Origin of the sequence: Spirillospora sp. NPDC046719 (assembly GCF_040645715.1) — a bacterium.
Classification (GTDB): domain Bacteria; phylum Actinomycetota; class Actinomycetes; order Streptosporangiales; family Streptosporangiaceae; genus Spirillospora.
Genome location: NZ_JBEYYT010000584.1, coordinates 1 through 4,838, shown reverse-complemented (window position 1 = coordinate 4,838; position 4,838 = coordinate 1). Strand labels below are relative to the sequence as shown.

4 protein-coding genes are annotated in these 4,838 nt (G+C 76.1%); 3 read left to right on the top strand and 1 reads right to left on the bottom strand.

Features of this window, described 5'->3' with window-relative positions; translation table 11 throughout:
• Positions 1 to 25 precede the first annotated feature (25 nt).
• Positions 26 to 541 carry a helix-turn-helix transcriptional regulator gene (locus ABZ914_RS46565; protein ID WP_500201073.1) on the bottom strand — a complete coding sequence of 172 codons (516 nt, stop codon included), beginning with the start codon at positions 539 to 541 and terminating at the stop codon, positions 26 to 28.
• 198 nt (positions 542 to 739) lie between these two features.
• On the opposite strand from ABZ914_RS46565, the gene ABZ914_RS46560 reads away from it, so the two are divergent.
• The 3 genes from ABZ914_RS46560 to ABZ914_RS46550 all read left to right on the top strand — a co-directional run.
• Entirely contained in the window at positions 740 to 1,990 is a 1,251-nt protein-coding gene (locus ABZ914_RS46560; protein WP_500201072.1) for a hypothetical protein, read from the top strand.
• Positions 1,987 to 4,458, top strand: coding sequence for a tetratricopeptide repeat protein (locus ABZ914_RS46555; protein ID WP_500201071.1), 2,472 nt, complete (start codon positions 1,987 to 1,989; stop codon positions 4,456 to 4,458). The genes ABZ914_RS46560 and ABZ914_RS46555 overlap by 4 nt, the downstream gene beginning before the upstream one ends.
• The coding region (locus ABZ914_RS46550) for a double zinc ribbon domain-containing protein (protein ID WP_500201070.1) at positions 4,455 to 4,838 on the top strand (384 nt) is incomplete at its 3' end. The genes ABZ914_RS46555 and ABZ914_RS46550, both read left to right, overlap by 4 nt.

Below are 4,838 nucleotides of genomic sequence, written 5' to 3'. Positions count from 1 at the left end.
GGACGCGGCGCCGGCCCGGCCCCCGTCAGGCCGCGTGCGCCGTCCGGCGCTGGAACGGCAGGTAGCGGTCGGCGCGGCGGGGGCGCGAGGGCAGGCCGGTGGACTCGACGGCGAGGATGCGGTCGAAGCGGAAGGCGCGGACGCCGCGCCGCATGCGGCACCAGCCGACGAGGTACCAGTGGTCGCGGTGGACGAGGCAGGTGACGGGCTCCACCTCGCGGATCGTCACGTTCGCGCCGGCGTCGCCGTAGCAGAGCCGGACGACGCGGTGCTCGGTGATGGCCGCGGCGATGACGCGGGCGCGGTCGGCGGTGGAGGCGTCCAGGGGCGCGGTGAGGGTGGCCAGGGTCGCGGCGACCACGTCGTCGTGGCCGGCGTTGTCGAGGAGGGAGTGCAGGGCGCGGCGGGCGGTGGCGGCCTGCGGGCCGGCGCCGAGGTGCGCGAGGGAGAGCGCGAGGGCCGCGATCTCGGCGGCGGTGAGCACGGTGCCGGCCGCGTCGTGCGCGGGGGTGGTCCGAAGGTGCGTCGCAACGTTCGCCATGGTTCGATCATACGTTCGAACACTGACATTTCGCAGTGGCGGGAGCGCCCGGAAAGCGTCACCTGACGCAGGGCGGGCGGCACGGCGCGCTCCGATCGCGGGCTCGCTTGAGATGCCCACGCCGCATGGTGAACACTGTGCCCCAAAACGTGCTCTATTCGGGGGAATCGGGGGCGAACACATGATCGCGGACGGGCGGTGAACGACGCGTGGGCGGCCCGGCCCCCGCTGGACCGGGACGGGGCCGACCGGGCGCTGGCGCACCTGCGCGACGAGAAGGAGCGCATCAGCACGGCCCTGCTCGAACTGGAGGGGCACCCCGGGTACCAGCTGCTGGACGGCGCGGCGCTGGACGGGGAGACGCGGCGCGTGCAGGCCGAGGTGCGGTCGCGGATGGCGGAGATCTGGGCGCTGTTCGACCACTACGGGCGCACGCTCGGCGAGGCCGAGCGGCTGCGCGCCCTCCACCCGCGGCCGGACCGGTCGCGGCTCGCCGAGCTGACCCGGCTGCTGGCCGGGCCGTCGGTGGAGCTGCCGGCCGAGGAGGTCCCGCTGGAGCGCCGGACGCTGCTGGCCGTCCCGTCCGGCGAGAGGCTGACGCTGCAGGCGGTGGTCGCGCGGATGACGCCGCTGTACGAGGACGTCGCCAAGACCGTCGCCGCGCTCGACGCCGTCTGGTCGGCGCTGCTGTCCCGGCTCGCCGAGGTGGAGGCCGAGCAGCGCGCCGCCGCCGACCTGCTGGCCGCGCTGGGCGGCACGGACCCCGACCTGGACCGGCTGACCGCCGAGCTGCGCACCGTGGCCGCGGTCGTGCGCGCCGATCCGCTATCGCTGGCGAAGGGCGGGCGCGCCGACACCGGCCGGCTGGACGCGCTGCGCACCGCGCTGGCGGACGTGCGGCGCGGCCTTGAGGAGGCGCAGCGGCTGCGCGAGGGGTTCGCCGACCGGATCGCCGGGATCGCGGCCGTGCTCGACGCGCTGCGCGGCACGGAGGCGGAGGCGCGCCGCGTCCGCGACGAGGTGCTCGCGAAGATCGCCTCGCCGGTGCTGCCGGACCTGCCGGACATGTCCGCCACGCTCGCCGACCGGCTCGCCGCCGTCGGCCGGCCGCCGCACGGCGCGGCGGCCCGCGGCGGCGGCTGGAACGACCTCGCCGACCGGGTCGCGGACCTGGACCGGGCGATGCACGCCGCGCTGGACCAGGCCCGCCGGGACGTCGAGGTGATCCGGGGACTGCTGGACCGGCGCGAGGAACTGCGCGGACGGCTGGAGGCGTACCGGGCGAAGGCCGCCCGCCTCGGCGGGTCCGAGGACGCCGAACTCGCCGCGATCTACGAGCGGGCCCGCGAGCTGCTCTGGACCTCGCCGTGCGACCTGCGCGAGGCGACCGTGACGCTGTCGGGATACCAGCAGGCCATCACCTCGCGGGCGAAGGGAGCGGAACGTTGAGCCAGTGCACCGTGCCGGGCTGCGGCGGAACCATCGAGGACGGTTACTGCGTCATATGCGGCATGCCGCCCGCTTCGCCGAACGCGTCGCCCGCCTCCGGTTCCCCCGCGTCCGGGGCGCCCGCCTCCGGGTCCGGCGCGCCGGACGCCTGCACCCAGCCGGGCTGCTCCGGCACGATCGTGGACGGCTACTGCGACGAGTGCGGCTCGGCGGCCGCCCCGGCCGCGCAGGCCGCACAGGCGCCGTCCGGATCGTCGGGGGCGTCCGCCCCGCCGGACGGCAAATGCCGCCAGCCGGGCTGCTCCGGCACGATCGTCGACGGCTACTGCGACGAATGCGGCTCGCCCCCGGACCAGCCGTCCGCCTCGACCGGGACGAGCGGAACGACCGGCACGAGCGGCACGACCCGCACCGGCAGCACCCGCACCGGCTCGTCGCGGTCGTCCGGACGGCGCGGGATGCTCGGCGCCGGCCTCGTCGAGGTGCCGCGCGTCCCGTACCGGGACCCGTCCTCGGCGGTGATGAGCGACCCGCAGGTCGCGGAGAGCAAGCGGTACTGCTCCAACTGCGGCGAGCCCGTCGGGCGCGGCCGCCCCGACCGGCCGGGCCGCACCGAGGGGTTCTGCCCGAAGTGCGGCACCGGGTTCTCCTTCACCCCGAAGCTCAGCCCCGGCGACCTGGTCGGCGGGCAGTACAGCGTGCTCGGCTGCATCGCGCACGGCGGCCTCGGCTGGATCTACCTCGCGCAGGACAAGAACGTCAGCAACCGGTGGGTGGTGCTCAAGGGCCTGCTGGACACCGGGGACGCCGACGCCATGGCCGCCGCCGCGGCGGAGCGCGCCTACCTCGCCGAGGTCGAGCACCCGAACATCGTCAAGATCTACAACTTCGTCGAGCACGACGGCGACGGCTACATCGTCATGCAGTACGTCGGCGGCCAGTCGCTCAAGGACATCCTGCTGGAGCAGCCGCAGCCCACCGGCGAGAAGCACCTGCCGCTCACGCAGGCCATCGCCTACGGCCTCGAGGTGCTGCGCGCGTTCGACTACCTGCACGCCAAGGGCCTCGTCTACTGCGACTTCAAGCCCGACAACGTCATCCAGTCCGAGGAGGAGCTGAAGCTCATCGACCTCGGCGGCGTCCGGCGGCTGGACGACCCGGACGGCGCCATCTACGGCACCATCGGCTACCAGGCGCCGGAGATCGCCGACGTCGGCCCGTCGATCAGCTCCGACCTCTACACGGTCGGGCGCGCGCTGGCCGTGCTGAGCTTCCCGTTCAAGGGCTACACCCGGGCGTACGCGGAGAGCCTGCCGCCGCGCGAGGAGGTGCCGCTGCTCCAGAGGTACGAGTCCTACGACCGGTTCCTGCGCCGGGCGACGCACAAGGAGCCCGCGGAGCGGTTCCAGGACGCGGCGGAGATGGCGGAGCAGCTCACCGGCGTGCTGCGGGAGGTGCTGGCCGCCGAGGAGGGCGCGCCGCGCCCCGCACCGTCCGCGCTGTTCGGGCCGGAGCGCTTCGACCCGTGGATGGCGGGCGACCTGGCGGCCGAGTCCGCGCTGCCGCCCGTCCCGCCGGAGGTCGCGGCGTCCGCGCTGCCGGTGCCGCTGGTGGACGGCGCCGACCCGGCCGCCGCGTTCCTGGCCGGGCTGACCGCGCTGGACGACGAGCAGCTCGGCCCGGTGCTGGAGAGCGCGCCGGAGCGCACCCCGGAGGTGATGCTGGCGCTCGCCCGCGTCAAGATCGAGACAGGCCGCGCGGACGAGGCGTCGGCCCTGCTGGACGGGCTCGCGCAGAGCCTTCCCGGCGACTGGCGGGTGGACTGGTTCCGCGCCGTGTCGCTCCTCGCCTCGGGCCGGGTCGCCGAGGCCGAGCGGTGCTTCGACCGGCTGTACTCGCTGCTGCCCGGCGAGGCGGCGCCGAAGCTCGGCCTCGCCTACTGCCGCGAGCACTCCGCGCCGGACGAGGCCGTCCGGCTGTTCGAGCTGGTGTGGCGGACCGACCACGGCTACCTCACGGCGGCGTTCGGGCTGGCCCGCGTGCACCTGGCCGCGGGCCGCCGCGCCGCGGCGGTGCAGGCGCTGGACGCGGTGCCGAAGATCTCCATCCGGTACGTGCCGGCGCTGGTCGCGGCCGTCGCGACGGCGGTGCGCGGCCGGGCGCCCGCGGACCTGACGGCGGCCGAGCTGGTCGCGGCGGGCGAGCGGCTGGAGGGCCTCGACCTGGACGACGAGCGGCGCGACCGGCTCGCCGCCGAGATCCTGGAGGCCGCGCTCGACTGGCTGCCCGCCGGTTCCGGCAACGGCGCGCAGGGCGGTGCGCTCATGGGGGCGCCGCTCGCCGAGACGCCGCTGCGGCGCCGGCTGGAGCGCACCTACCGGGAACTGGCGCGCCGCTCCCGCGACCGCGCCGAGTCGCGCCTGCTCATCGACTCCGCCAACGCCGTACGCCCGAGGACGCTGCTGTGACCGACGACCCGACCGCCGCCCCCGTCGACGGCGCGGCCGCGGCCAAGCCCGCCGAACCGACCTGCCCGGTGTGCGGGGAGATCGTCTACCCGGGCTACGTGTTCTGCGAGAACTGCGGGCACAAGCTCGGCGACCCGCCGCCCGCCGGCCCCGAGGGAAGCGGCGCGGCGCCCCGGGAGGGCGCGACCATCCGGCAGAGCTCCGCCTCGATCGCGCGGCGCCGCGCGGCGGGCGAGGCCCGCCCGTGCCCGGAGTGCGGCGGCGCGGTGATCGACGCGGACGGCTACTGCGAGCGGTGCGGCCAGCGCCAGCCCCCCGCCCGCCCCCCTGTCGAGAACGGCAATCCGGCCGCCGGCCGAACCGCCGGCCCGGCGGCGAAC